Genomic DNA, 22,116 nt, shown 5'->3' with positions numbered 1-22,116 from the left:
TGTGCTAGGAGAGTATCGGATCGCAGGGCGTCGCACATCTGAAATCGCGGCCAGTGTCGAGGCGGGTGTGGCTTCGGGCGAGCTGCCGCCCGGATCGCTGCTGCCGCCGATGCGGGAGCTGGCGGGTGTGCTGGGCGTCAATCCCAACACCGTGGCGGCCGCCTACAGGACACTGCGCGAGCGCGGGGTCATCGAAACGGACGGGCGGCGCGGGAGCCGCGTGCGGGCCCGCCCGTCGAACACCCCGCGGGATGCGTTGCGGATGGTGGTCCCGGCCGGCGTGCGGGACATCGCGCAGGGCAATCCCGACGTGTCGTTGCTGCCCGCGCTGGACGGGGCGCTGGCCGCCGCCGCCCGCCGCCACGCACAGGAGCCCACCCTCTACGGCGCGGACCCGGTCGCGCCCGACCTCGCGCGGATCGCCCGCGCCGACTTCGACGCGGACGGGGTGCCGCCCGGGCCGGTCGCGGTGGCCTCGGGCGCGCTGGACGCCATCGAGAGGGTGCTGACCGCCCATCTGAGGCCCGGTGACGCGGTGGCGGTCGAGGACCCGGGGTGGGGCGGCTCGCTGGACCTGGTGCCGGCCCTCGGGCTGCGGGTGCTTCCGGTGGCGGTGGACGACGAGGGACCGCAGGCGGACGCGGTGGCCCGGGCCCTCGCGGCGGGGGCGCGGGCGCTGGTGGTGACCTCCCGGGCGCAGAACCCGACCGGTGCGGCGGTGGGCGCGCAGCGGGCGGGGGAGTTGCGGGAGCTGCTGGCGCGCCATCCCGGGGTGCTGCTGATCGAGGACGACCACGGGCACGGCATCGTCGACCTGCCGGTGCACCCCCTGGGCGGGGTGACCCGGCACTGGGTGACGATCCGGTCCACGGCCAAGGCGTACGGGCCCGACCTGCGGCTCGCCGTGCTGACGGGCGACGAGGTGACCCTGGACCGGGTGCGGGGGCGCCAGCGGCTGGGCCCGGGGTGGGTGAGCCGGCTGCTCCAGCACACCGTGGTGGAGCTGTGGACCTCGCGGGCCGTCGACCGGACCGCGGTCGCCCGGGCCTACGCGGAGCGGCGGGACGCGCTGGTCGAGGCCCTGCGGGAGCGGGGGGTACGGGCGCACGGGCGGACCGGACTGAACGTCTGGGTGCCGGTGGCCGACGAGACGGTGGTGGTCACGCGGCTGCTCGCCGCGGGATGGGCGGTGGCTCCCGGGGCCGTCTTCCGCGTCGAGGCGGGACCGGGGGTGCGGCTGACGGTGTCCCAGTTGGAGGCGGCCGAGGTGCCCGCCCTGGCCGACGCCGTGGCCGCGGCGGTCCGCCCCGGCGTGCCGGGCGGGCGCGGCGACTGACCGGCGGGAGCCGGCCGGCGGGCGGGGCGCGGCCCGGTGCGCCCGCCGCGCGCCCACCCCGTGCGCCCGCCCCGTCGGTCCTGCCGACAGGACCGACGGGGCGGGCGGTACCCGGTGGACGCGGCCCGGCGGGCGCCGGTCAGGACGGCTGGCGCGGGGCGGCGCGGGTCTGGGTGAGGGCGGCGCCCGCCAGGACGATCGCGGCCCCGACCGGGGTGTTCCAGTGCAGCTGCTCGCCGAGGACCAGCACCCCGGCCGTGGTGGCGATGACGGGGATGAAGTAGGTGACCATCTGGGCGGTGGTCGGGCCCACCTCCGTCACCAAGCCGTACTGCATCTGCAGGGCCATGCCGGTGCCGAGGGCGCCCAGCGCGATCACCGACAGGGTCGGCCACAGCGGGAACGCGGTCGGCGCCGAGGTGAACAGGGCGCTGACCAGCGCGAGCTGGAGGGTCGAGATCATGAGCTGTGCGCCGGTCAGGGCCACCGGGGAGCCGGGTGTGCCGGCCAGCGTGCGGCGGACGTAGATCCAGCCGATGGGGTAGCAGAGCGAGGCCAGCAGGGCGAACGCGGTGCCCTTGGCGTCGACTCCGGAGAATCCGTGCCAGGCGCCGAGCACGGTCAGCACGCCCAGGAAGCCCAGGCCCAGGCCGGCGAAGCGGCGGCGGGTCGGGCGGTCCTCGGAGAGGGCGACCATCGACAGGGCCATGCCCCACAGCGGGGAGGTGGCGTTGCAGATGCCGGCCAGGCTGGAGGGGATGCTCAGCTCCGCGTACGCGAAGAGCGAGAACGGTGCCGTGTTGAGCAGGAGCGCCGCCACGGTGAGGTGGCCCCAGGTGCGCAGCCCCCGGGGGAGCGGCTCGCGGCGGACCAGCAGGACGGCCATGAGGGCGAGCGCCCCGAACAGGACCCGGCCCAGGGCCACCTGGAACGGCGCGTACGCCTCGGTGCCCACCTTGATCAGCAGGAAGCTGAAGCCCCAGACCACCGAGAGGATCGCGAACCGCACGCGCCAGTCGAGGAGGCCGCGCCGACGGGCGCTGGTGGTGGCGGCCGCCGCCGTGGCTGTGGGGGCCGCGGCCGTGGTGGAGGACGGGGAAGGTGGTCCGAGGGTCGGCCGGGGGGCTGCGGGTGCGCTCATGACCCTTACTGTGCTCGTATCAACTTCGTAGGACAAGCGAGAGTTTCTCATGGTGACGGCGTAGCATCGCTTACATGTTGAACTTGGAGCGCCTGCGCACCCTCGACGCCCTCGCCCGCCACGGCTCGGTGAGCGGCGCGGCCGACGGGCTCCACGTCACCACCTCCGCCGTGTCCCAGCAGATGGCCAAGCTGGAGCGCGAGGTCGGCCAGCCCCTGCTGGCGAAGAACGGCCGCGGGGTCCGCCTCACCGACGCCGGACGGCTGCTCGCCGACCACGCGGCCCGGATCATCTCCCAGGTCGAGCAGGCCCAGGCCGACGTCGAGGCCCAGCGCGGGTGCGCCGTCGGCGAACTGCGCATCGGTGCCTTCCCGACCGCCATGCGCGGCCTGCTGCCCCAGGCCCTGACCGCGCTGCGCACCGGCCACCCGGAGCTGCGGGTCCGGGTGTGCGAGCAGGAACCCGAGGAGAGCATGGCGGCCGTCGTGCGCGGAGACCTCGACATGGCACTCGCGATCGACTGGCACAACAAGCGGATGCCGGTGCCCGCGGAACTGACCCGGACGCACCTGCTGGACGACTCCGTCGACATCGCGGTCCCGTCCGGCCACCGGCTGGCGGAGCGGACCGCGATCTCCCTCGCCGAGTTCGCGGACGACGAATGGATCTCCTGGAACGAGGGCCAGTTCTGTCACGAGTGGCTGGTCTTCACCCTGCGCGGCACGGGCATCGAGCCGCGCATCGCGCACATCGCCGAGGAGCACCACACCCAGCTGGCCTTCGTCGAGGCCGGGCTCGGGGTGTGCGTCGCGCCGAAGCTGGGCCGCGGCCCGGTACCGCCCGGGGTGCGCCTGCTGCCCGTCTGCGACGCCGTACGCCGCCACGTGTACGCCGTCTGGCGTGCGGACGCCGACCGCCGGCCCTCCATCCGGGCCGCGGTCGACGCCCTGCAGAGGACGTCCGCCGAGCTCCAGCGCGCGTAGGCGCCCTCGGGACCCGCGGGCCGTCAGATCTTGCGGAAGTCCCAGGAGACGACCGTGTCAGGGGTGAGGCGGATCCAGGCGTGGCGGCCGTCGTGCGGCATCTCCTCGATCCCGAAGTTCTTGACCGGGAAGATCCGCTCCGCCTCGGCCAGTTCGGGGCAGGGCTCGCCCGTGCGCGGCGCCTCGCCCACGAAGACCGCGCTGCCGGACAGCTCCACGCCGCGCAGCTCGTCGTAGGACTCGCCCGCGTCCACGACCACCGAGATCCGCGGGTCCTTGCGCAGGTCCGCCCAGCGCCGGCTGCGGGTGATCGAGTACAGCCACAGCGAGCTGCCGTCCCACGCGAACCACAGGGCGCCCACGTGGGGGCGCCCGTCGGGCGAGACCGTCGCCACCCGGCAGGTCCGCTGCTCCCTCAGGAAGGCGTCCACTTCCGCCTCGCTCATCATGATGCGGCGGCCCCGCCGCTGGGTCTCGTCCACCGGTCCCGCGCCCCTTCCCATCTGACTATGTGTCAGGAATCATGAGGGCTCTTCCGACGCCACGCCAGGGGGAGTCATGCCGGATCTCGATCCCGCCACGACCGCGCTGCTCACCGTCGAGTGCCAGAACGGCGTCGTGGGCGAGGAGAGCGCGCTGCCCGAACTGGCCAAGGAGGCGCGGGACTCCGGGATGCTGGAGCGGGTGGCGGCGCTGGTCGACGCCGCGCGCGGGGCCGGCGTACAGGTGCTGCACGCGGTCGCCGAACGGCGGCCGGACGGGCTCGGCGCCAACACCAACGCACGGCTCTTCCGGGCCGCCGGAAAGCTGCCGGTGCGGCAGCTGACCGGGAGCCGCGCGGTGGAGGTGGCCGCACCCATCACGGTGGACGGGCGGGACCTCGTCGTACGGCGGCTGCACGGGCTCTCGCCCATGGCCGGTACCGACCTGGACGCCCTCCTGCGCAATCTCGGGATCCGCACCCTCGTCGTCACCGGGGTCTCCTCCAACATCGCCATCCCGAACACCGTCTTCGACGCCGTGAACCTCGGCTACCGGGTCGTGGTCCCGTCCGACGCCATCGCCGGGGTCCCCGCCTCCTGCACCGCCGAGGTGATCCGCAACTCGCTCGCACTGGTGGCCGCCATCACCACGGCCGAGGCCCTGCTCGAGGCGTGGGTCCCCGCGGGCTGATCGCGGGCTGACCGTGGGCCGATCGTGGGCCGATCGCGCGTGGAGCGGGCTCCGAGCGGGCCCCGAGCGCGTACTTCCGGACAAGCTCGGTGGCCGTCCGGTGAACCCGGGGCGCCCGCGGGCGGTGCGGCGTCCGCATCGCCGCACGTCACCGTCCGCAGCCGTCGATGGTCGCACGGAGTGACCGGATGATCGCACCCCGTCTGAGCTGCTCGAATGCCTCTTCGATCTCCGTTATGCGAACAGGGTGTCCGTAAATCGGTCGTCGATGTGCAATGCCCCTTGGACTCAGCGAGGATTTGGCGCAACGGAACGCGATACCGAAAGTAATGGGCGCGTTCAACCAATGAATCGAAAGTGAGTCTTCCCGTGCGTTACCGTCGCTCCGCCGCCGTCTCCGCCGCCGCGCTCCTCTGTCTGGCCGGTGCCACCGGCATCGCCCAGGCCAAGCCCGAGAGCCTCTACGCCCCCTCGGCCATGGTCTTCAGCGTCGCCCAGGGCGACGACGTGACCGCCCCCACCGTGCTGCGCGCCACCACGCTCAGCTGCGCGCCCGGCGCCCAGGGGACGCACCCCGACCCGAAGGCCGCCTGCGCGGCCCTCAAGTCCACCGGCGGCAGCTTCGACCGGCTCCTGTCCACGCCGAACCCGGACCGCGCGTGCCCGATGCACTACGCGCCCGTCACCGTCTCCGCGGTCGGCGTGTGGGAGGGCCGCCGGGTGGCCTGGGACCACACCTTCGCCAACTCCTGCACCATGGGCGCGACCCTGAACGGCAACGCGGTCTTCGCCTTCTGATCGGGGCGCCCCGCCGGACGGCGCCGGGGGAGGGGGCGCCGTCCGGCCGGGGGCCGTCCGGCCGGGGGCCGGCCGGGGGCGGGCGCGGCGGTCAGGCCGCCGGGAGTTCCGCCGCGGGCAGGCGGCCCGCCCGCACCGCGTCGACCAGGGCCTGGTGGTCGCGTTCGTTCTGGTCGGCGTACGCCTCGGCGAACTCGGCCAGCGCCCGGTCGAAGACGTCGCCCCGGCCGAGGTACGCCGCGATCGCCACCCGGTCGCCGGAACGCGCGTGCGCACGGGCCAGGGTCATCCCGCAGGCGTTGCCGAACGTCTCCAGCTGCGCCGGCGACATCGTCTCCGGCATCGCGATGCCCTTCCAGTCGCGCAGTTGGCGGACGTAGAAGTCCCGCTTCCTGCCGTCGATGCCGTCCACCCGCTCCCAGCCGAGGAAGATGTCGCTCGCCGCCTGCATCAACCGCTGCCCCGACACCACGCGTTCGCCCTGGTTCCGGTACACGCTGGCGCCCACGTGGTCGGCGAGCACGGAAGTGTCGGCCTCCTTGGCCTGGAGGAAGAGCGGGTCGCGGCCGTCCCTGCCGAGCAGGAGCAGGATCCAGCAGCGGGTGCCCACGCTGCCGACGCCGACCACCTTGCGGGCGACGTCCACCAGCCGGTAGTCCTCCAGCAGCGACCGCCGGTTGCTCTCCAGCGTGTGGCCGTAGTGGCCGACCAGCTGCCCCAGCCGGTCCACGAGCTCGTCGCGCTCGGAGTCCGGCAGGAGGTCGGCGAGCGGTACCAGCAGCGGGGGGTCCGGCGCGATCCTCGGCCGGCCGTCGACCACCTCGGTGAGCTTGTCGAAGACCTGCAGGCTGTCCCGCGACCTGGCCTTCGCCATCGCCGTGGCCAGCTTCTTGCGGCCGCGCTTGTCGAGCTGTTCGGTGACCAGGGCCTCCAGGCCCTCCGCGTCGATCTTCGCGTACCAGACGTCGAGGTTGCCCATCCCGGCGAAGCCGGACATCGACTCGCGGTACGAGCGCACCGCGGAGTTCACGATGCGGGCGCGCTCGGCCTCGTCGAAGCCGTTCGCCCGGGCGGCGATCACAAGACTCGCCGACAGCCGCTTGACGTCCCACTCCCACGGGCCGGGCAGTGTCTCGTCGAAGTCGTTGATGTCGAACATGAGCCGCCGCTCCGGCGAGGCCAGCAGGCGGAAGTTCAGCAGGTGCGCGTCACCGCAGAGCTGTACGGCGATGCCCGAGTCCGGGCTGCCGGCCAGGTCGGACGCCATGATCGCGGCGGCTCCCCGGTAGAAGCGGAACGGAGACTCCGTCATCCGGGCGTAGCGGATGGGGACCAGCTCCTGCACCCGCGTCGCGGACTGCGCCTCCAGGATCGCCAAGGGGTCCTGCCGGTCGGGGGACGGCTGGTACACGGCGTGCCCCGACCGGGGGCAGCGGCGTCGGGCTTCCCTGCCCATCGCCCTGCGCTCCTCGGGCGTGGCATCGGGCACCGCGCGCATCGCGGTGATCGCACTCCGGGACATGGAGGCCCTCCTGACTGCCTGGCCTGACTGATCTGCGTGCCTGCGAACGTGACCGGCCGACCCTGCCGACCTGCTGAGCCGGTGGTGCCGCCGAAGGGTGACCCACGATGACCGACCCCCGGGGCCGGCGGCCGGGCCGGCTCCCGGGGGTGGTCGTTCCCGCCTCAGCCCATGGCCTCCATCTGTGCCTCGGCCTCCGCCTCGGCGACGGCTATGGCCACGCCGAGCGCCCGGGTGATGTTGCCCGCCGCCGTCATCACGCGGGCGGTGCCGACGATGGGGGCGATGGCGACCAGTACGTCCTGCAACTGCTCCGCCGTCAGCCCGGCCTTGAGGGCGGGGTCGATGTGCGCGACGTAGGAGATCGGGGGAGCGTCCGACGCGGCGAGGGCCGCGATGCGGACGAGGAGCAGCATGTTCGGGTCCATCCCGCAGCGCTCGAGCGAATCGCCCGTCATGGCGGCCAGGGTGTCCAGAACCGGGGTTTCAGATGCAGTGGACATGTCGCATGCCCTCCTGGGGTGTTGTCGCGCCGGGCGCGGGGACGGAAGTCCGAGGGAGCGGCCGCCCCGAGTCCCGGCGCGCAGCCTCGCCCTCAACTCTAGGTCTGCCGTCCGCCGGGCGCGCGAGGGCGGACGGCGGTCACCGTACGGGGCGGGCGCGGTACTCAGGGACACCTCCGGGAAGGGCGTGCGGGCCGCTCCAGGGCCGCCGCCCCGGGTGCGGGTGCGGGGACGAGGGGCGGTGCGCAGCATGGAAGCACCCCGTCCGACCACCCCGCGCCGGGAGCATCCCGTGAAGAGACCGAGCCCGAGACCGAGCCCGAGCCCCGCGCCGGCGGCCCGCGCCGCCGCGGCCCTCCTGACGGCGGCCGCTCTCACCGCCCTCGTCGCCCTGCCGGGGGGCACGGCCCACGCGTTCACCGGCGACAACCACGAGGACATCACCCGTCGCGCCCTGCCCTGGGAGCCCGCCACGCTCACGGAGATGGCCGACGCCCGGGACGGGGCGGTCAACGCCAACGACAAGCGCCCGTACTTCGACCTCGGCCCCCTGCACTGCGACAACGCCGACTACCTGGCGCCGCGCCACGACCCCCGTTACCCCCGCACCCGGGACGAGGCCACCACCGAGCTCATCGCCTGCGTCGGCACCTCCGTCGCCCGCTTCCGCAACGCCGTACGGGCCGCCGACGGCCTCGTCGACGCCGAGGGCAGGGTGCGCGCGGACCAGACCGACCTGTCCGCGCACTGCACCTGGGACGAACGGCCCGGCCCGGCCAAGTGCGACGTCCTCGAACAGCTCGGCCGCGGCTGGCACCAGCTGGAGGACTTCTACTCGCACTCCAACTGGACGGACGAGGCGGCTCCGGGCGCGATCGGGGTCGCCAACCCGCCGGGGCTGCGCCGCTCCGGCGTCGTACCGTTCTTCGACATCCGCCGCTACAGCGCGATGGAGGACGCCGACTGGAACCGGGAGGTCCGGGCCCTCGTCCCCGAGGACCTCGCGACCGGCTGCTACCCGGACTTCGACTCCACCGGGGTCAAACCGGCCGACTGTACGGGCCGCGTCGCCCACAACCGCGACCTGAACAAGGACACCCCCGCGTCCGCCCGGGCCATGACGGACGACAACTTCCGCCATGCCACCGCGGGCGCCACCGCCGAGATCACCCGCCAGTGGAACGCCTTCAAGGAGGAACTCCTCGCCGCCCATCCCGAGCACGGGCGCGGCGCGCAGATGGTCTGCGCCCTCGTCCACGACGACCCGGTGGCCGACTGTCCGTCCGGCTGACTCCCGGGCGGGTCGTCCGGCCGCTCCCCCCGCCTGCTGGAAGCATGCCCCCCATGGCATCCACGGCAGGGACGGCGACCGGGAACCCGTCGAAGGCACGACTCGTCCTGATGACGCTCGCCGCGGGCCAGTTCCTCATGGCGCTCGACAGTTCCGTCATGAACGTCTCCATCGCGACGGTCGCCGACGACATCGGCACGACCGTGACCGGGATCCAGGGCGCCATCACGGCCTACACCCTGGTGATGGCCATGCTCATGATCCCCGGCGGCAAGGTCGGGGCGCTGATCGGCCGCAAACGCGCCTTCCTCATCGGCTGCGTCATCTACGGCTGCGGCTCCCTCGTCACCTCCCTCGCGCCCAACCTCACCGTGCTGATGATCGGCTGGTCGTTCCTGGAGGGGGTCGGGGCGGCGCTGATCCTGCCCGCGATCGTCGCGCTCGTCGCCGGGAACTTCCCCGTCGAACGCCGCCCCGCCGCCTACGGCCTCGTCGCGGCGGCCGGCGCCATCGCCATCGCCCTCGGGCCCCTCATCGGCGGCATCGCGACGACCTACTTCTCCTGGCGGTGGGTCTTCGCGGGCGAGGTGCTGGGGGTGATCGGCATCCTCGTCCTCGCCCGCCCCATCGTCGACGCCGTGAGCGAGGAACGCCCGCGCATCGACCTCCTCGGCGTCCTCCTGTCGGCGCTCGGGCTCGGGATCTTCGTCTACGGGGTGCTCCGCTCCGACGAGTGGGGCTGGTTCCGGCCGAAGCCCGGCGCGCCCGTGTGGCTCGGGATCTCGCTGACCGTGTGGTGCATCCTGGCCGGGCTCTTCCTGGTCTGGCTCTTCCTGCGCTGGGAGGCCCGCCTCGTCGCGCGGCGCAGGGACCCGCTGGTCGACCCGGCCATGCTGCAGAACAGGCAGCTCGCCGGCGGCCTGACGATGTTCTTCTTCCAGTACCTCGTGATGATGGGCGTCTTCTTCGTCGTCCCCCTCTACCTGTCGGTCGCCCTGGGTCTGTCGGCCCTGTCCACCGGCGCCCGGCTGCTGCCGCTGTCGGTGACGCTGCTGGCCGCCGCCACCCTGATCCCGCGCTTCCTGCCGCACGTCTCGCCGCGTCGCGTGGTCCGGCTCGGGACCCTGGCGATGCTCGTGGGGGCGGTGGTCCTGATGGCCGCGCTCGACGTCGACGCGGGCGCCGAGGTGGTCACCGTCCCGCTCCTGCTGATCGGCTTCGGCATGGGCGCACTGGCCTCCCAGCTCGGCGCGGTCACCGTCTCCGCCGTGCCGCAGGCGCAGTCCGCGGAGGTCGGCGGCGTCCAGAACGCGGTGACCAACCTCGGCTCCTCCATCGGTACGGCACTCGCCGGATCCATCATGATCGCCACGCTCACCACCTCCTTCCTGACCAGCGTCGAGCAGAACCCCGCCGTCCCGGAGACCGTCAAGAACCAGGCGGTCGTCCAGCTGTCGAGCGGTGCGCCCTTCCTCTCGGACGCCCAGCTGGAGACCGCGCTCGCCGAGGCCGGCGTCGGCCCGGAACTGACCGCGGCGACGATGGAGGCGAACGAGCAGGCCAGGCTCGACGGGCTGCGCGCGGCCCTCGCCGTCCTGACCCTCGCCGCGCTCCTCGCGCTGTTCTTCACCCAGCGCATCCCCGCGGTCCAGCCCTCGGGGGCGGAGGCGGCCGCCCCGCCGGCCTGAGCGCAGGGGCGGCCGGATCCGCCGGATTCCGCCCGAGGCACCAAAATCCTTTGAACATGCACCTTGTCTGCCGGATAGCCTGGGAAAATGCTCACAGAAGTGATCGCGACCCGCTATGTGACGCCCCTGCGTGAGGGCGGCTCGCTACCGGGGATCGTCGAGGCCGACGACCTCGGTACCTACGTCATGAAGTTCACCGGAGCCGGCCAGGGCCGCAAGACCCTGGTCGCCGAGGTCATCTGCGGCCGCCTGGCCCAGCGGCTGGGCCTGCGGGTCCCCACGCTGGTGCAGATGCAGCTCGACCCCGTGATCGGGCTCGCCGAGCCCGACCAGGAGGTCCAGGAGCTGCTCAAGGCCAGCGGCGGCCTCAACCTCGGCATGGACTACCTGCCGGGTTCCATCGGCTTCGACCCGCTCGCCTACCGGGTGGACGCGGCCGAGGCGGGGCGCGTGGTCTGGTTCGACGCCCTGATTAACAACGTCGACCGGTCGTGGCGCAACCCGAACATGCTGGTCTGGCACGGGGACCTGTGGCTCATCGACCACGGCGCCACCATGATCTGGCACCACAACTGGCCCACGGCCCGGGCCGCCGCCGCCAAGCCCTACAACGCCTCCGACCACGTACTGGCCCCTGTGGGCCCGGACATCGAGGCCGCGGCCGCCGCCCTCGCCCCGCTGGTCACCGAGGAACTGCTCACGGAGGTCACCGCCGAGGTGCCGGACGAGTGGCTGGTCGACGAGCCGGGGTTCGACTCCACGGACGCGCTCCGCCGCGCCTATGTGGAGGTGCTGCTGCCGCGCGCGGCCACGATCCACGAGAGGATCTCGCTGGAGGCCGAGGTGAAGGCGCCGGCCGGGCCCCCCGGCTGGCTCACCGACCACCTGCCGGAATGGCCCCACAAGACCCAGACGAAGAAGAGCGGCTACGAGTGACCGAGCGGCACGTGTTCGAGTACGCGCTGGTGCGCGTGGTACCCCGGATGGAACGCGGCGAGTGCTTCAACGCCGGCGTGATCGTCTACTGCCGCGCGCACTCCTACGTCGCCGCGCGCACCCACCTCGACGAGGCGAAGCTCCTCGCGCTGGACCCGGGGGCCGACGTGGCCGGCGTACGGGCCGCCCTGCGCGGGGTGGAGGGCGTGTGCGGCGGCGGCGAAGCGGCCGGGCAGGCGGCGGGCGACGACGCGGGGCGCCGGTTCCGCTGGCTGATCGCCCCGCGCAGCACCGTGGTGCAGCCGGGACCGGTGCACACCGGCCTGACGGCCGACCCCGCGGCGGAGGTGGAACGGCTGCTGGACCTCCTCGTCCGCTAGCCGGTGTCCGTGGCCGGTGTCCGCGGCCGGTGTCGAACCGGCGGCCGTTGACACGGGGTGCCATGGCTCCTAGCGTCTCCTCAGCTGAAGCTACTAAGCGGTTGCTCACCTCTGGGTGATCGCTTCTCAAGGGCGAGGAGAACAGCATGTCCACCACCGAGCAGCGCGTCGCGATCGTGACCGGGGCGGCCCGGGGCATCGGCGCGGCCACCGCCGTGCGCCTGGCCGCCGAGGGCCGCGCCGTCGCCGTACTCGATCTCGACGAGGCGGCCTGCAAGGACACCGTGGAAGCCATCACGGCGGCCGGCGGCCGGGCCCTCGCGGTCGGCTGCGACGTCTCGGACGGCGCCCAGGTGGAGGCGGCCGTCGAGCGCGTCGCCGCCGAGCTCGGCGCCCCCACCATCCTGGTCAACAACGCGGGCGTGCTGCGCGACAACCTGCTCTTCAAGATGAGCGAGACCGACTGGGACACGGTCATGAACGTCCACCTGCGCGGCGCCTTCCTGATGTCGAAGGCGTGTCAGAAGTACATGGTGGAGGCGAAGTTCGGTCGCATCGTGAACCTCTCCAGCAGCTCGGCGCTCGGCAACCGCGGCCAGGTCAACTACTCGGCCGCCAAGGCCGGTCTGCAGGGCTTCACCAAGACCCTGGCCATCGAGCTCGGCAAGTTCGGCGTCACCGCCAACGCCGTCGCCCCCGGCTTCATCGTCACCGAGATGACCGCCCAGACGGCCGCCCGCGTCGGCATGGGCTTCGAGGACTTCCAGGCCGCCGCGGCCACCCAGATCCCGGTCCAGCGCGTCGGCCGCCCGGACGACATCGCCAACGCCATCGCCTTCTTCACCGGCGAGGCCGCGGGCTTCGTCTCCGGCCAGGTCATGTACGTGGCCGGCGGCCCCCTCAACTGACGCGACGACGAGAGGCAGGGCGTACGTCATGACGTACAGCGGTACCGACAACGGCAGGGTCGCGCTGATCACCGGGGCGAGCCGGGGCATCGGCTACGGCATCGCCGAGGCGCTGGTCGCCCGGGGCGACCGGCTCTGCATCACCGGGCGCAACGAGGAGGCCCTCAAGGAGGCCGTGGAGCGCCTCGGCGCGGACCGGGTGATCGGGGTGCCCGGGAAGGCGCACGACGAGGCCCACCAGGCCCACGCCGTCGAGCGCACGATGGAGGCCTTCGGCCGGGTCGACTTCCTGGTGAACAACGCGGGCACCAATCCGGTCTTCGGCCCGATCGCGGACCTGGACCTCGGGGTCGCGCGGAAGGTCTTCGAGACGAACGTGGTCTCGGCGCTCGGATTCGCCCAGCGGACCTGGCACGCGTGGCAGAAGGAGAACGGCGGCGCGATCGTGAACATCGCGTCGATCGCCGGCGTCTCCGCCTCGCCCTTCATCGGCGCGTACGGGATGAGCAAGGCCGCCATGGTCAACCTGACCCTCCAGCTCGCCCACGAGATGGCGCCGGGGGTCCGGGTCAACGCGATCGCCCCGGCGGTGGTCAAGACGAAGTTCGCCCAGGCGCTCTACGAGGGCCGCGAGCAGGAGGCCGCGGCGGCCTATCCGCTCGGCCGGCTCGGGCTCCCGGAGGACATCGGCGGGGCCGCCGCGTTTCTTACATCTGCACAAGCGGAATGGATCACGGGGCAAACTCTGGTCGTCGACGGTGGGATGTTCCTCAATGCCGGGGTGCACTGACCGATAATCGGACGTATTTGCCTCCGAAAGGGAGGTAAATGTGTATCGAATATGCACGGAACCGGTCAAGTGCCTCACGAAACCAACCCATTGGATTCGTGAGGCACTGCGGTAGGGTCTGCCGCACCCCTGGCTGATCGAGGAGCGTGCACGTGTTCAACCGGACCAGATGCCTGCAGATCACTGCGGCCCTTGCGTCCATATCCCTGCTCGCCGGTTGCGGCCTGCTGTCGGATGACGACGGCGACGAAGCGAAGCGGATCGTCGTCGGGACCACGAGCGCGCCGAGCACCCTCGACCCCGCCGCGGCGTGGGACGGCTCCTGGGAGCTGTACCGGAACGTCTACCAGACCCTGATGGCCTTCCCCACGGGCTCCACCAAGCCCCAGCCGGACGCCGCCCAGAACTGCGAGTTCACGGACGGCGCGAGCCAGGCCTACCGCTGCACCCTGCGCAAGGGACTGAAGTTCTCCAACGGCGAGCCCCTCGACTCCAAGGCCGTCAAGCACTCCATCGACCGGATCAGGACGATCGGCTCCAAGGTCGGCCCGAAGGACCTCTTCGGCAGCCTCGACAAGATCGAGACCCCGGACGCGCTGACCGTCGTCTTCCACCTGAAGACCTCGGACGCCACCTTCCCGTACGTCCTCGGCTCGCCCGCCGCCTCGCTGGTCGCGCCCAAGGACTACCCCGCCGACAAGGTGCGCGAGGACGGCAAGATCACCGGCTCCGGCCCCTACGTGCTGGACTCGTACAAGGACGGCGGCGAGGCCGTCCTCTCCGAGAACAAGACCTACACCGGCTTCGCGAACCGCCAGAACAAGGCCGTGACCATCCGCTACTACGCGGACTCCCAGAAGATGGTCGCGGACCTGAAGGCCAAGGAGCTGGACGCCACCTACCGAGGCCTGTCGGCCCCGCAGGTCACCGACCTCCAGAGCCCCGCCGCGCACGCGCTGGGCGTCCAGGTCGTCGAGAACGTCGGCGCCGAGATCCGCTACCTCGTCTTCAACCCGAAGGACCCGGCGGTCAACAAGCTCGCGGTCCGCCAGGCCATCGCCCAGGTCATCGACCGCGGCACCCTCGTCTCCAAGGTCTACCAGGGCACCGCGGAGCCGCTGTACTCGATGGTCCCCAAGGGCGTCGTCGGGCACAAGACGCCCTTCTACGACAAGTACGGCGCGGCGGACGTCGCCAAGGCCAAGAAGATCCTCAAGGAGGCCGGGATCAACCAGCCGGTCGACCTGACCTTCTGGTACACCACCGACCGCTACGGCTCCTCCACCGCCGAGGAGTTCACCGAGATCAAGCGGCAGCTCGACGAGAGCGACCTCTTCCGGATCACCCTGCGCAGCCAGCCCTGGAAGGCCTTCCAGGAGGGCTACAAGGGCCAGGAGTACCCGGTCTTCGGCCGAGGCTGGTTCCCCGACTTCCCGGACCCGGACAACTTCATCGCGCCGTTCGTCGGCAAGGAGAACGCGGTCGGCACCCCGTACGAGCAGAACGAGATCCTCACCGACCTGCTCCCCAAGTCCCGCCGCGACAGCGACCGCTCCTCCGGGGTCCAGGAGTTCGAGAAGGCCCAGCAGATCTTCGCCGAGGACGTCCGGCTGCTGCCCCTGTGGCAGGGCAAGCTCTACGTCGCGGCGCGCGAGGACATCGCGGGTGCCGAGCGGGCCCTCGACCCGCAGACCGCCATGCAGATGTGGGAGCTGTACCGCAAGACCAGCTGGTAGCCGCGGTCCCGCCCGGGAGATCTCCCGGGCGGCCGACGCGTTGTCAGTGGCCCCCGGTAGGTTCTGGAGCAGTTGCACGAACATGTACCGGAGGTTGTCGCCGTGACCCAGATGCTGCCCGAGTCCTGGCTCCCCGTCCTCGGCGGGGAGCTGGACCAGCCCTACTTCAAAGAGCTCACCGAGTTCGTCGAGAAGGAGCGGGCGAACGGGCCGGTCTACCCGCCCCGCGAGCAGGTGTTCGCGGCGCTGGAGGCCACGCCCTTCGAGCAGGTGAAGGTGCTCGTCCTCGGCCAGGACCCCTACCACGGCGCCGGCCAGGGCCACGGCCTGTGCTTCTCCGTGCAGCCCGGGGTCAAGACCCCGCCCTCGCTGCGCAACATCTACAAGGAGATGAAGGAGGAGCTCGGCCTGGAGGTCCCGGACAACGGGTACCTGATGCCCTGGGCCCAGCAGGGCGTCCTGCTGCTCAACGCGGTGCTCACCGTCCGCGAGGCCGAGCCGAACTCGCACAAGGGCAAGGGCTGGGAGAAGTTCACCGACGCCGTGATCCGCGCGGTGTCCGAGCGGCCCGACCCGGCCGTCTTCGTCCTGTGGGGCGCCTACGCCCAGAAGAAGATCCCGCTCATCGACGAGGAGCGGCACGTGATCGTCAAGGGCGCCCACCCCTCCCCGCTGTCTGCCAAGAAGTTCTTCGGCTCCCGGCCCTTCACGCAGATCAACGAGGCCATCGCCGCCCAGGGCCATGAGCCGATCGACTGGCGGATCCCGGACCTCGGCTGACGCCCCACCGCGCCTCGGCGCCACAGCCGGTGCCTCCGGCTAGCTTCGTGACGACCGGACCGCGGCAGGTCCGGCAGAGCGAGCCGGAGGCCGCCGTGACCGAGCAGCAGGAGGCGTCGGAGGACGCCGTCATGACCAGGATCGGCCAGGCGGTCATCCTGCTGCACGCCGGGGACCGGGAGGAGGCCCGCAACCGGCTCGGCGAGATCTGGCAGGAGATCGGCGAGGAGGGGGACTCCCTCCACCGGTGCACCCTCGCCCACTACATGGCCGACGCCCAGGACGATCCCTGCGACGAGCTGGCCTGGGACCTGCGGGCCCTGACCGCCGCCGACGCCCTGGGCGACGAGCCCGGGCACGGGGAGGGGGACGGGCACGGGGACGAGCGCTGGGCGCAGCGGGAACCGCTCCCCGCGATGCGCGTGTTCTACCCGTCCCTGCACCTCAGCCTGGCCGCCGACTACCTCAAGCTCCAGCGGCCGGGAGCCGCCCGGGTCCACCTGGCGCGGGCCCGCGCCGCCACCGGTGCCCTGTCCGACGACGGCTACGGCAACGGCGTACGGGCGGCCATCGCCCGGCTGGAGCGCCGGCTCGCCGCCGAACCGGGCGGCGGCTGTCCCTGGCCCTTCCCCGAACAGGCGTAGGCCCGCTCAGCCGCCGTGCACGCCCGCGCAGATCCGGGCCTCCGGGCTGTCGGGGTGCCAGCGGCCGTGGCGCCGCCCCAGCGCGCAGACGTCCGCCGGCCGCACCGGCAGCTTCCGCACCAGCTCACGCTCCGCCTCGGCATCGGGCCGGGCATGGCGCCGGGGGCCGTCAGGACGCCCCTGGGCGGGCTCGGCGGCCCGCCGGGGCTCCGGGATGTCGGGGACCGGCGGAGCGTCCTGCACGGGCCCGCCGGGGGAGCCCTGGGCGGGTCGCCCCGCCGTCCGTACGGCGGGAGCCCCGGCCGCCGGCCGCGCGGGCTGCTCCGGGGCCGCCTCGACCGCCTCCAGCGCCTCCAGGGCGGGTGCCCGGACCGCCACGGGGGCGGCCCCCGGCCCGCCGCGCGGCTCGTGCCGGGGCGGGACCCCGGCGGCGGGGGCCGCCGCGGGCTGCACCGGTCCGGGGCTCACATGGACACAGCCGGAGACCGCCGATACGGCGCAGGCGACTCCGAGCAGCAGCTTTGTCGTCGTTCGCGTGGGATGCACCCGCGCAACTCTGCTGTGCGAGGACCCCGTTGTGAAAACCCGGAGCCCATATTCACCCCGCACGGGTGACGGGCGGCCGGGTGACCGGCCGAGCGCGGGCACCCGGGGCCGCCCGCCGGCTCACTCGCCGGTGGCGCCGTCTATCTGCTCGCGCAGCAGGTCCGCGTGGCCGTTGTGGCGCGCGTACTCCTCGATCATGTGGGTGTAGACCCAGCGCAGGCTGAACACCTCGCCGCGGCGGTGGCTCTCGGCCTTCGACACCAGGTCCAGCGACCGGCCCGCGGCGGCCTTCCGGGCCAGTTCGACCTCCGCCCGCCACACCGGCTCGGTCTCGGCCCAGGTGGCCGCGTCGGTGAGGTGGAAGTCGCCGTCCCGGTCCTCGTCCGTGACGTACAGATCGGGCACTTCCTCGCCCAGCATGATCTGCCGGAACCAGTACCGCTCCACCTCCGCCATGTGCCGTACGAGCCCCAGGAGGCTCAGCTCGGAAGGCGCGAGCGCGGTCCTGCGCAGCTCCTCGTCCTGCAGTCCCTCGCACTTCCACATGAGGGTGGCGCGGTGGTAGTCGAGCCAGCCGTCGAGCATCTCGCGTTCGGCGGCGGTGGTGGACGGTTCGGTGCGGTGTGATCCTGAACTGGTGGTCATGGGGCCCATCCTGAGCGAACCGGTCCCCGGTCACCAGGGGATTAACAGCGATTAAGCTGCCAAGATCCCACAAGGACCGAACTTGGAGGCCCCGGTGAAGGTCGGCTGCATCGGACTCGGCGACATCGCGCAGAAGGCGTACCTGCCCGTCCTCACCACCCGCGCGGACATCGAACTGCACCTGCAGACCCGCACCCCCGAGACCCTCGAACGCGTCGGCGCGACCCACCGGATCCCCGCCGCGCACCGGCACACCGATCTCGACTCCCTCCTCGCCGAAGGCCTCGACGCGGCCTTCGTGCACGCGCCGACCGGTGCCCACCCCGAAATCGTCTCCCGGCTGCTGGAGGCCGGGGTGCCGACGTACGTGGACAAGCCCCTCGCCTACGAGTTGGCGGCGTCACGGCGCCTCGTGGAACTGGCCGAGGAACGCGGGGTCTCGCTCGCCGTCGGCTTCAACCGCCGCTTCGCGCCCGGGTACGCACAGTGCGCCGACCACCCGCGCGACCTGATCGTCCTGCAGAAGAACCGGGTCGGCCTGCCCGAGGACCCGCGCACCCTGGTGCTCGACGACTTCATCCACGTCGTCGACACCCTGCGCTTCCTGCTGCCCGGCGAGGTCGAACACACCGACGTACGGGCGGTGCTGCGCGACGGCCTGATGTGCCAGGTGGTGCTGCACCTCTCCGGCGCCGGATTCAGCGCGCTCGGCATCATGAACCGCCTGTCCGGATCGAACGAGGAGGTCCTGGAGGTCTCCGGGACGGACACCAAGCGGCAGGTCGTCAACCTCGCCGAGGTGATCGACCACAAGGGCCAGCCCACCGTGCGCCGCCGCGGCGACTGGGTGTCCGTCGCCCGTCAGCGCGGCATCGAACAGGTCGTGGACCACTTCCTGCAGGCGGTCGCGGAGGGCCGGACCCTCGGCGCGCGCGACGCGCTGCTCACCCACGAGCTGTGCGAGCTGGTGGTGAACTCGGCTCTGGAGCAGGCGGCGAAGGCCTCCTGAGCGCCCGGGCGCCCACCGCTCCGCAGGAGAAGGCCAGGGCGCCGAGGGCCGCGGTCACCGGCCAGTCCCCGAAGCGGACGTAGAGGGTCGAGCCCCGGGCCAGCGGCACCTCGTACACCTCGGCGGTCCGGGCCGACGTGGGCAGTGCGGAGCCGATGCGCTCGCCCGACGGGCCGTTCACGACACTGATCCCGGTCAGGGTCGCGTGCACCATCGGGCGGCCGTTCTCGGCCGCCCGCAGGGCCGCCAGGGAGGCGTGCTGCGCCGGCGCCCAGCTCTCCTGGAAGGTGGAGGTCGCCGACTGGGCGATCAGCAGGGAGGCCCCGTCACGGGTGAGGCGCCGGCTCATGTCGGGGAACGCGGACTCGAAGCAGACCAGCGGGCCGAGCCGGACGACCGGGTCCGCGGCGCGTCGTCCCGGCAGGTCCATGACCACCGGGGCGTCCCCCTGCATCCGGTCCTCGCCGGCCGCGCGGCCGACCGAGGTCGCCCAGCCTAGCAGCGCCCGGGCCGGCACGTACTCCCCGAAGGGAACCAAGCGCATCTTGTCGTAGCGGTCACCCGTCGGTCCGCCAGGCCCGACCAGCACCGCGCTCTTGTAGATCCCCGGGCGGTCCGCCCGCCGCGCGTCCACGTTCACCAGCAGCGGGGCCCCGACCTCCGCGGACAGCGCCGCCAGCCGGCGGGCCAGGTCCGGACGGGCCGACAGGTCCTCGCCCACGCTGCTCTCGCCCCACACCACCAGGTCGACCCGCTGCCCGGCCAACGGCCGGGTCAGCCGCTCACCGGCCGCGAACCGCCGCTCCGCGCTGTCGGGGCCGTCGGGCACCGGCCCCGGCTGTACGACGGCCACCCGCAGCCCGCCCGACTCCGTCGGCCGCACCGCCCAGACCCACACCGTGCCGGTCAGCAGCGCGCAGCCCGTGAGCCCGGCCACCGCCGGCACCCGCGCCCCGGGCACGGCGACCAGCAGCACCACGGCGCAGTTCACCGCCACCAGCAGCAGACTGACCAGCCACACCCCGCCCACCGATGCCAGCCGGAGCGCCGCCGGGACCTGCCACTGGCTCGCCCCCAGCAGCCCCCACGGCCCGCCCAGCCCCTGCCAGGAGCGGACCAGCTCCGACAGCAGCCACCCCGCCGGTACGAGGACCATCGCGCAGGCCGCCCGGCCCGCCGGGGGCCGGCCGCCGAGCAGTTCCCGCACCAGCAGCGCCCAGGGGATCCACAGCACCCCCAGCAGAGCCGCCACCGGGATCAGGAACACGTGCAGGCTCGGAAGCAGCCAGTGGTGGACCGCCAGGATGAACCCGGCGCCGCCGAGCCAGCCCTCCAGGGCCGCCCGCCGCCCGCGGGGGGCCGACCTCAGCAGCAGCATCCAGGGCACGAGGGCCACGTAGGCGAACCACCACAGCGCGGGGGCGGGGAACGCGAGGGCGGGCAGTGCCCCGGCGGCGACCGCGGCGGGCGCGCGCCAGCGGCGGGACCACCCGTCGTGCTTCGGGATCATGGCGCGCCTCCGCTTCCAGTGTGGCAGTGGAGGGCGGAACCGCCCTCCGGGCCGGGCGAACGGGGTCCGGGCGGACGCGCTCACGCGGTCATGTGCCGCCACTTCTCGTGCACGGTGACGCGGGTGAGCCGCCAGCCGTCCGGGGTGCGGGCCAGGGCGAAGGTGTAGCGGCCCGCGGCCACGAAATTGGGGGAGGTGACCGAGCCGTCGGCCTCCGGTCCCTCCAGACGCATCGGATTGAGGAAGTCCGCGCGGACCTCGGCGACGTCGCCGGGCGCTCCGGCGACGTCCTCCAGCCGGATCAGCCGGTTGACGATCAGGTGCTGGCGCACGGGGAAGAGCTCCATGGTCTGCGCCAGCCACTCGGCGACCTCCGCCACCGGCCCCTCGATCCCGCCCGCCGAGCTGTAGTCGGCCCGCCCGCCGGCGGTGAACAGGGCCCGGTAGGCGACCCAGTCGCCGTCGTCGACGGCCACCGCGTAGCCCGTGACCACGTCGTCGATCGCCAGCCGGTCCATTACCGTCGCGAGATCCACACGCTGAGTCATCGGGTCAGTGTGGGGCTGCGCGGCCGCGAGGCCAAGGGGCGTGCGCCGACCGGATCTCCGCGCGGCCCGTCAGTGACCGGAACGTGCCTCCCGCTGCCTGACCACGACGAGGAACGCGTCGCTCGCGAGATCCATGACCACTTCCGCCGGTACGCCCTCGCGCATCCGCTGCGCCGCATACTCCTCGGCGGGCCAGCTCCCCCGCGGACTTCCGGCCGGAAAACGCTCCAGTACCACTCGTCCCATGGGACACCCCCTGCTGCTTGCCTTCCGTTCTCTTCGTGAACAACGACGCGGAGGCCGCCCGGGAACGTTCCCGGGCGGCCTCCGATTCACGCGAAGTGGTGGAATCCGGCGCTCACGAGCCGGACTCGCCGGCGTGCGGGCTCAGCACGCCCATGCCGATCAGCGCGAACAGCACGATGCCGAGCAGGATCCGGTAGATCACGAAGGGCATGAAGCTCTTGGTGGTGATGAACTTCATGAACCACGCGATCACGGCGTAGCCCACGAAGAAGGCGATGACCGTCGCGAAGACCGTCGGACCCCAGGAGATGTGGCCCGGGTCCTCCATCACGTCCTTGATCTCGAAGGCGCCCGAGGCCAGCACGGCCGGGATGGCGAGGAGGAAGGAGTAGCGGGCGGCGGCCTCGCGGGTGAAGCCCAGGAGCAGACCGCCGGAGATCGTCGCACCGGAGCGGGAGACGCCCGGGATCAGAGCCATCGCCTGGCAGAAACCGAAGATCAGACCGTCCTTGACGCCCAGCTGCCGGAGCGTCTTGCGCTCGCGGATCGCCCGGTGCCGGCCGCCCTCCTCGTCCCGCGCGGCCAGCCGGTCGGCGACACCCAGCACGATGCCCATCACGATCAGGGTCGTGGCCGTCAGCCGCAGGTCGCGGGCCGGGCCGACGATCGCGTCCTTGAAGACGAGGCCGAGGATGCCGATCGGGAGCGAGCCGACGATCACCAGCCAGCCCATCTTGGCGTCCTGTTCGGAGCGCAGGGCCTTGGTGTACAGGGACCGGAACCAGGTGGAGACGATCCGCGCGATGTCCTTGCGGAAGTAGATCAGAACGGCGGCCTCGGTGCCGATCTGGGTGATGGCCGTGAAGGCCGCTCCTGGGTCGTGCCAGCCGGCGAATGCCGCGGTCAGCCGCAGGTGGGCGCTGGAGGAGATCGGGAGGAACTCCGTAAGCCCCTGGACGAGACCGAGGATTAGGGATTCGAACCAGCTCATGTCGGGGTGCGC

Annotated in this window: 24 protein-coding genes; 14 read left to right on the top strand and 10 right to left on the bottom strand. The window is 72.5% G+C overall.

The features are described 5' to 3' along the window. Position 1: 1 nt before the first annotated feature. Positions 2-1,336, top strand: coding sequence for an aminotransferase class I/II-fold pyridoxal phosphate-dependent enzyme (locus AB0O53_RS31870; RefSeq protein ID WP_350990666.1), 1,335 nt, complete (start codon positions 2-4; stop codon positions 1,334-1,336). Between the two features lie 139 nt (positions 1,337-1,475). On the opposite strand, the gene AB0O53_RS31865 is transcribed toward AB0O53_RS31870, so the two are convergent. Continuing rightward, the gene (locus AB0O53_RS31865) at positions 1,476-2,477 is read right to left on the bottom strand and encodes a DMT family transporter (protein ID WP_365200241.1); all 1,002 of its coding nucleotides are present in this window, start codon (positions 2,475-2,477) and stop codon (positions 1,476-1,478) included. Between the two features lie 74 nt (positions 2,478-2,551). Here AB0O53_RS31865 and AB0O53_RS31860 point away from each other — a divergent pair, with 74 nt between their 5' ends. After that, the gene (locus AB0O53_RS31860; protein ID WP_365200238.1) at positions 2,552-3,460 is read left to right on the top strand and encodes a LysR family transcriptional regulator; all 909 of its coding nucleotides are present in this window, start codon (positions 2,552-2,554) and stop codon (positions 3,458-3,460) included. Between the two features lie 23 nt (positions 3,461-3,483). Here AB0O53_RS31860 and AB0O53_RS31855 read toward each other — a convergent pair whose 3' ends face one another. Continuing rightward, entirely contained in the window at positions 3,484-3,942 is a 459-nt protein-coding gene (locus AB0O53_RS31855) for a pyridoxamine 5'-phosphate oxidase family protein (protein WP_030842376.1), read from the bottom strand. A gap of 76 nt (positions 3,943-4,018) precedes the next feature. On the opposite strand from AB0O53_RS31855, the gene AB0O53_RS31850 reads away from it, so the two are divergent. Beyond that, positions 4,019-4,633 carry a cysteine hydrolase family protein gene (locus AB0O53_RS31850; protein ID WP_365200233.1) on the top strand — a complete coding sequence of 205 codons (615 nt, stop codon included), beginning with the start codon at positions 4,019-4,021 and terminating at the stop codon, positions 4,631-4,633. Positions 4,634-5,002: 369 nt separating this feature from the next. Continuing rightward, positions 5,003-5,431 carry a subtilase-type protease inhibitor gene (locus AB0O53_RS31845; RefSeq protein WP_350990673.1) on the top strand — a complete coding sequence of 143 codons (429 nt, stop codon included), beginning with the start codon at positions 5,003-5,005 and terminating at the stop codon, positions 5,429-5,431. A gap of 91 nt (positions 5,432-5,522) precedes the next feature. On the opposite strand, the gene AB0O53_RS31840 is transcribed toward AB0O53_RS31845, so the two are convergent. Both AB0O53_RS31840 and AB0O53_RS31835 read right to left on the bottom strand, forming a co-directional pair. Continuing rightward, positions 5,523-6,953: a DUF2252 domain-containing protein gene (locus tag AB0O53_RS31840; protein ID WP_350990675.1), complete on the bottom strand. Its 1,431-nt coding sequence runs from the start codon at positions 6,951-6,953 to the stop codon at positions 5,523-5,525. A 164-nt stretch (positions 6,954-7,117) separates the two neighbouring features. Continuing rightward, entirely contained in the window at positions 7,118-7,456 is a 339-nt protein-coding gene (locus AB0O53_RS31835; protein WP_350990677.1) for a carboxymuconolactone decarboxylase family protein, read from the bottom strand. A 292-nt stretch (positions 7,457-7,748) separates the two neighbouring features. Here AB0O53_RS31835 and AB0O53_RS31830 point away from each other — a divergent pair, with 292 nt between their 5' ends. The 9 genes from AB0O53_RS31830 to AB0O53_RS31790 all read left to right on the top strand — a co-directional run bounded on the left by AB0O53_RS31830 (position 7,749) and on the right by AB0O53_RS31790 (position 16,609). Then, positions 7,749-8,747: a hypothetical protein gene (locus AB0O53_RS31830; RefSeq protein WP_365200229.1), complete on the top strand. Its 999-nt coding sequence runs from the start codon at positions 7,749-7,751 to the stop codon at positions 8,745-8,747. Positions 8,748-8,800: 53 nt separating this feature from the next. Then, entirely contained in the window at positions 8,801-10,435 is a 1,635-nt protein-coding gene (locus AB0O53_RS31825) for an MFS transporter (RefSeq protein WP_350990681.1), read from the top strand. A gap of 87 nt (positions 10,436-10,522) precedes the next feature. After that, positions 10,523-11,371 carry a HipA family kinase gene (locus AB0O53_RS31820; RefSeq protein ID WP_365200225.1) on the top strand — a complete coding sequence of 283 codons (849 nt, stop codon included), beginning with the start codon at positions 10,523-10,525 and terminating at the stop codon, positions 11,369-11,371. Next, positions 11,368-11,751: a DUF3037 domain-containing protein gene (locus tag AB0O53_RS31815; RefSeq protein WP_350990685.1), complete on the top strand. Its 384-nt coding sequence runs from the start codon at positions 11,368-11,370 to the stop codon at positions 11,749-11,751. Before AB0O53_RS31820 ends, AB0O53_RS31815 begins: the two co-directional genes overlap by 4 nt. A 146-nt stretch (positions 11,752-11,897) precedes the next feature. Next, positions 11,898-12,659 carry a 3-oxoacyl-ACP reductase FabG gene (gene fabG, locus AB0O53_RS31810; RefSeq protein ID WP_030820472.1) on the top strand — a complete coding sequence of 254 codons (762 nt, stop codon included), beginning with the start codon at positions 11,898-11,900 and terminating at the stop codon, positions 12,657-12,659. A gap of 28 nt (positions 12,660-12,687) precedes the next feature. Beyond that, entirely contained in the window at positions 12,688-13,449 is a 762-nt protein-coding gene (locus AB0O53_RS31805; RefSeq protein ID WP_365200221.1) for an SDR family oxidoreductase, read from the top strand. 152 nt (positions 13,450-13,601) lie between these two features. Then, positions 13,602-15,185, top strand: coding sequence for an ABC transporter substrate-binding protein (locus AB0O53_RS31800; protein ID WP_350990689.1), 1,584 nt, complete (start codon positions 13,602-13,604; stop codon positions 15,183-15,185). Positions 15,186-15,296: 111 nt separating this feature from the next. Then, on the top strand, positions 15,297-15,965 hold the full coding sequence (locus tag AB0O53_RS31795) for a uracil-DNA glycosylase (RefSeq protein WP_350991417.1): 669 nt from the start codon (positions 15,297-15,299) through the stop codon (positions 15,963-15,965). Positions 15,966-16,060: 95 nt separating this feature from the next. Then, complete coding sequence (locus tag AB0O53_RS31790; protein ID WP_365200274.1) at positions 16,061-16,609, top strand: hypothetical protein; 549 nt, start codon at positions 16,061-16,063, stop codon at positions 16,607-16,609. Positions 16,610-16,615: 6 nt separating this feature from the next. Here AB0O53_RS31790 and AB0O53_RS31785 read toward each other — a convergent pair whose 3' ends face one another. After that, positions 16,616-17,155 carry a hypothetical protein gene (locus AB0O53_RS31785; protein WP_365200218.1) on the bottom strand — a complete coding sequence of 180 codons (540 nt, stop codon included), beginning with the start codon at positions 17,153-17,155 and terminating at the stop codon, positions 16,616-16,618. Between the two features lie 120 nt (positions 17,156-17,275). Beyond that, positions 17,276-17,800 (bottom strand): DinB family protein, encoded by a 525-nt coding sequence (locus AB0O53_RS31780; RefSeq protein ID WP_350990693.1) that lies wholly within the window; start codon positions 17,798-17,800, stop codon positions 17,276-17,278. A gap of 94 nt (positions 17,801-17,894) precedes the next feature. Here AB0O53_RS31780 and AB0O53_RS31775 point away from each other — a divergent pair, with 94 nt between their 5' ends. After that, positions 17,895-18,809 (top strand): Gfo/Idh/MocA family protein, encoded by a 915-nt coding sequence (locus tag AB0O53_RS31775; protein ID WP_350991421.1) that lies wholly within the window; start codon positions 17,895-17,897, stop codon positions 18,807-18,809. Here AB0O53_RS31775 and lnt read toward each other — a convergent pair. The 4 genes from lnt to AB0O53_RS31755 form a co-directional block, all read right to left on the bottom strand. Next, positions 18,745-20,319, bottom strand: coding sequence for an apolipoprotein N-acyltransferase (lnt, locus tag AB0O53_RS31770; protein ID WP_365200215.1), 1,575 nt, complete (start codon positions 20,317-20,319; stop codon positions 18,745-18,747). The two genes, AB0O53_RS31775 and lnt, sit on opposite strands and share 65 nt — an antisense overlap. Before the next feature lie 80 nt (positions 20,320-20,399). Further along, a complete protein-coding gene (locus AB0O53_RS31765; RefSeq protein ID WP_350990697.1) occupies positions 20,400-20,867 on the bottom strand; it encodes a nuclear transport factor 2 family protein in 468 nt (155 codons plus the stop codon). Positions 20,868-20,936: 69 nt separating this feature from the next. After that, on the bottom strand, positions 20,937-21,113 hold the full coding sequence (locus AB0O53_RS31760; RefSeq protein ID WP_106967693.1) for a DUF8839 family protein: 177 nt from the start codon (positions 21,111-21,113) through the stop codon (positions 20,937-20,939). Between the two features lie 112 nt (positions 21,114-21,225). Next, the gene (locus AB0O53_RS31755) at positions 21,226-22,104 is read right to left on the bottom strand and encodes an undecaprenyl-diphosphate phosphatase (RefSeq protein ID WP_350990699.1); all 879 of its coding nucleotides are present in this window, start codon (positions 22,102-22,104) and stop codon (positions 21,226-21,228) included. Between the last annotated feature and the right edge of the window lie 12 nt (positions 22,105-22,116).

Origin of the sequence: Streptomyces erythrochromogenes, assembly GCF_040684695.1 — a bacterium.
GTDB classification, from domain to species: Bacteria; Actinomycetota; Actinomycetes; order Streptomycetales; family Streptomycetaceae; genus Streptomyces; species Streptomyces erythrochromogenes_C.
Note: the sequence above shows the minus strand (reverse complement) of the source record. Positions and strands in the feature narration are given on the sequence as shown.

Coding starts and splice junctions, on each gene's coding strand:
- AB0O53_RS31805 (WP_365200221.1), top strand. CDS start 12,688: ATGACGTACAGCGGTACCGACAACGGCAGGGTCGCGCTGATCACCGGG.
- AB0O53_RS31825 (WP_350990681.1), top strand. CDS start 8,801: ATGGCATCCACGGCAGGGACGGCGACCGGGAACCCGTCGAAGGCACGA.
- AB0O53_RS31780 (WP_350990693.1), bottom strand. CDS start 17,800: ATGACCACCAGTTCAGGATCACACCGCACCGAACCGTCCACCACCGCC.
- AB0O53_RS31835 (WP_350990677.1), bottom strand. CDS start 7,456: ATGTCCACTGCATCTGAAACCCCGGTTCTGGACACCCTGGCCGCCATG.
- AB0O53_RS31850 (WP_365200233.1), top strand. CDS start 4,019: ATGCCGGATCTCGATCCCGCCACGACCGCGCTGCTCACCGTCGAGTGC.
- AB0O53_RS31760 (WP_106967693.1), bottom strand. CDS start 21,113: ATGGGACGAGTGGTACTGGAGCGTTTTCCGGCCGGAAGTCCGCGGGGG.
- AB0O53_RS31840 (WP_350990675.1), bottom strand. CDS start 6,953: ATGTCCCGGAGTGCGATCACCGCGATGCGCGCGGTGCCCGATGCCACG.
- AB0O53_RS31765 (WP_350990697.1), bottom strand. CDS start 20,867: ATGACTCAGCGTGTGGATCTCGCGACGGTAATGGACCGGCTGGCGATC.
- AB0O53_RS31795 (WP_350991417.1), top strand. CDS start 15,297: ATGCTGCCCGAGTCCTGGCTCCCCGTCCTCGGCGGGGAGCTGGACCAG.
- lnt (WP_365200215.1), bottom strand. CDS start 20,319: ATGATCCCGAAGCACGACGGGTGGTCCCGCCGCTGGCGCGCGCCCGCC.
- AB0O53_RS31860 (WP_365200238.1), top strand. CDS start 2,552: ATGTTGAACTTGGAGCGCCTGCGCACCCTCGACGCCCTCGCCCGCCAC.
- AB0O53_RS31865 (WP_365200241.1), bottom strand. CDS start 2,477: ATGAGCGCACCCGCAGCCCCCCGGCCGACCCTCGGACCACCTTCCCCG.
- AB0O53_RS31820 (WP_365200225.1), top strand. CDS start 10,523: ATGCTCACAGAAGTGATCGCGACCCGCTATGTGACGCCCCTGCGTGAG.
- fabG (WP_030820472.1), top strand. CDS start 11,898: ATGTCCACCACCGAGCAGCGCGTCGCGATCGTGACCGGGGCGGCCCGG.
- AB0O53_RS31755 (WP_350990699.1), bottom strand. CDS start 22,104: ATGAGCTGGTTCGAATCCCTAATCCTCGGTCTCGTCCAGGGGCTTACG.